This is a genomic window from Nocardioides dubius (genome assembly GCF_039528155.1).
Classification (GTDB): domain Bacteria; phylum Actinomycetota; class Actinomycetes; order Propionibacteriales; family Nocardioidaceae; genus Nocardioides; species Nocardioides dubius.
Map to the genome: position 1 here is coordinate 43,332 of NZ_BAAALG010000011.1, position 2,946 is coordinate 46,277.

3 protein-coding genes are annotated in these 2,946 nt (G+C 70.2%); 1 reads left to right on the forward strand and 2 read right to left on the reverse strand.

The window, feature by feature from the left end; translation table 11 throughout:
• Positions 1-31: 31 nt before the first annotated feature.
• Together ABD151_RS13275 and ABD151_RS13280 are read right to left on the reverse strand one after the other, a co-directional pair.
• Positions 32-565: a 2,4'-dihydroxyacetophenone dioxygenase family protein gene (locus ABD151_RS13275; protein WP_343995114.1), complete on the reverse strand. Its 534-nt coding sequence runs from the start codon at positions 563-565 to the stop codon at positions 32-34.
• Positions 566-609: 44 nt separating this feature from the next.
• Entirely contained in the window at positions 610-1,686 is a 1,077-nt protein-coding gene (locus ABD151_RS13280; RefSeq protein WP_343995116.1) for an alcohol dehydrogenase catalytic domain-containing protein, read from the reverse strand.
• A gap of 269 nt (positions 1,687-1,955) precedes the next feature.
• On the opposite strand from ABD151_RS13280, the gene ABD151_RS13285 reads away from it, so the two are divergent.
• On the forward strand, positions 1,956-2,939 hold the full coding sequence (locus ABD151_RS13285) for an NAD(P)H-dependent flavin oxidoreductase (RefSeq protein ID WP_343995118.1): 984 nt from the start codon (positions 1,956-1,958) through the stop codon (positions 2,937-2,939).
• The last annotated feature ends 7 nt before the right edge of the window (positions 2,940-2,946 follow it).

Genomic DNA, 2,946 nt, shown 5'->3' on the forward strand with positions numbered 1-2,946 from the left:
GGCCCCGGAGCCGGATGTGCTCGGTGTGCCCTCAGCGGCGGAACAGCGCCTGGTTGACCTCGAGGCCGTTCTGCTTGCAGTACTGCTCGTAGCGGTGGACGTTGTAGAAGACGTCCTCGACGAGCACGACGTTGCCCTCCTCGTCGTACCAGTCGATCGAGCCGTTGAGCACGAAGAAGGTCTCGAAGCCCGTGGGGTTGACCGAGCGCAGGGTGTGGATCACGCCCGGGCTCTCCTGGACGACGTCGCCGGCCTTGGCCTCCCAGTCGTACTCCTCGTAGCCCCACGAGCCGCTGACGGTGTAGCCGAGCACGCTCGAACGGTGCTTGTGGCGCCCGAGGACGCCGGGGCCCTCGGACTTCACCATCGCGCCCCACTGGCCGAGGCGCAGGTCGAACCACAGGTAGCGGGCCCACATGCCCTCGGAGCCCTCGACGAACATCCAGGGCGAGTAGTCCTCGGAGGCCGGGGCGTACAGGTCGTCGAGCTGGTAGCGCTCGGCGACGTCGGTGAGCTGCTGCTCGTCGTTCAGGGTGATGTCGTCGGAGTTGATGACGAGTGACATGGGTTCCTCACTTCTGGTTGGGTGTTGGGCTTTGCGGGTCTGGCTCAGGAGGGCTGGAGCTCGATCAGCACCTTCACCGGGCCTCCGGTGCGGAGCTCCTCGAAGGTGCTGTGCAGCTCCTCCAGCGGCCGGGTCTCGACCCAGCCGCTCGGGTCGTAGCCACCGGCGGCCATCGCGGCGATCACCGCGCGGTAGTCGTCGTCGGTGTAGGTCGAGGAGCCGGCCAGGCGCACCTCGCGGTAGAGCAGCGAGGTCGGGTCGAAGGGCATCGGCCGCTCATGGATGCCGAGCAGCACCACGGTTCCGCGCGGGCCGAGCTCGGTGACCGCGGTCTCCACCACGGCGGCCACCCCCGCTGCCTCGATGGCAACGTCGAGGGTGCGACCGGCGAGCGCCTCGCCGAGCGTGGTGACGGCGGGGTCGAAGGCCTCGTCGGCGCCGAGACGCAGCGCAGCCTCGCGGCGGCTCGCTGAGGGGTCCGAGGCGATGATGGTCGCGACGCCGAGCGAGCGGAGCGCGGCGATCGCGCCCAGCCCGATCGGGCCGGCACCGCCGACGAAGGCGACGCGGGTCTGCTCGGTCACCGCGAGCCGCACGCCGTGGTAGGCGACGGCCATCGGCTCGACCAGCGCACCCTGGACCATCGACACGTCGTCGGGCAGGGCGAACGTCATCGAGGCGGCGACGTTGGTGAAGTCCGCCAGGCCACCGCCGTGGGCGCTCAGCCCGTGGAAGGCGAGCTTGGTGCAGGTGTTGGGGTGCCCGCGCAGGCAGCTGGCGCACTCCCCGCAGGAGTAGGTCGGCCGGACCGCGACCCGGTCGCCGACGGCGCGCTCGGTGACGCCGGCACCGACCTCGACGACGACGCCGGCGAACTCGTGGCCGAGCACCACCGGAAGGGTGGCTCCGGTCAGCGGGTGCGGTTCGGTCGGGGTGACGGTCTGGGCGGAGAAGTACTCGTGCAGGTCGGAGCCGCAGACGCCGGTGTGGCTGACCGCGATCGTCACCTCGCCAGCGCCCGGGGCGGGCACCTGGATCTGCTCCAGGCGCACATCCTTGACGCCGTGGTAGCGGGCGGCGCGCGCCGTTCGGGCAGACGCGGGGTGACGGACTTCAGACACGGGGAGACTCCTGGCGATCGACGGACCGGCGGCTTTCCCGCCGGACCAACATGACATCGGCGTCAAGTGTGCGCCAGGTCACGATGGGCGTCAAGGGGTCTGGCGAAAATCTTGACGCGAACGTCAAGTGAGGACGATTCCACGCTCAGACGCCTCGCTCAAGCGCGCACATGCGGCATCGCACCCGCATCACCAGGGCGGCCCGAAGCCGTTGACAGGGAGGCTCGATCCTCCCTAACCTGACACGCATGTCAACTAGTTCCCCTCGCTTGCGCACCCGATTCACCGAGGCCTTCGGGGTGACCCACCCGATCATGCAAGGCGGCATGCAGTGGGTCGGCAAGGCGGAGCTCGTGGGCGCCGTCGCCGAGGCCGGCGGCCTCGGCATGCTCACCGCACTGACCTTCCCCGACCCGGAGCTCCTGGCCGCAGAGATCCGCAAGGTGCGCGAGCACACCGACAACCCGTTCGGCGTCAACCTGACGATCCTGCCGTCGATGCGCACCGTGAACCACGACGAGCTCCGGCACGCGATCGTCGACTCGGGGGTCCGCGTGATCGAGACCGCCGGAGCGAACCCCGGGCCGTACATGGACTACTTCAACGCCCACGGCGTGAAGATCATCCACAAGTGCACGAGCGTGCGGCATGCGCTCAAGGCGCAGGCCGTCGGCGTCACCGCGGTCAGCATCGACGGCTTCGAGTGCGCCGGACACCCGGGCGAGGACGACGTCCCCGGCCTGGTCCTGATCCCCGCCGCGACGGCACAGCTGGAGATCCCGGTGATCGCTGCGGGCGGCATCGCGGACGCGCGCGGCCTGGTCGCCGCACTCGCCCTCGGCGCGGAGGGCGTGAACATGGGGACCCGCTTCCTGTGCACCCAGGAGTCGCCGATCCACCACCGGGTCAAGGAGGCGATCGTGGCCTCCTCCGAGCGCGACACCGAGCTCCTGTTCCGCCCGCTGCAGAACACCTCCCGCGTGCACAGCAACGCGGTCGCCCGCGAGGCCGTGGCGATCATGGCGGACGGCGGCAGGTTCGAGGACGTGCAGCACCTGGTCAACGGCATCCGCGGGCGCACGGTCTACGAGAACGGCGACCCCGAGGCGGGCGTCTGGTCGGTGGGCATGGTCCAGGGCCTGATCGACGACATCCCGACCTGCGCGGACCTGCTCGACCGGATCACCCGGGACGCCGTCGCCCTGCTCGACGAGCGCCTGAGCGCGATGCGGCAGGCACCGGTTCCCGCCTGAGCGAAAC

Coding starts and splice junctions, on each gene's coding strand:
- ABD151_RS13275 (WP_343995114.1), bottom strand. CDS start 565: ATGTCACTCGTCATCAACTCCGACGACATCACCCTGAACGACGAGCAG.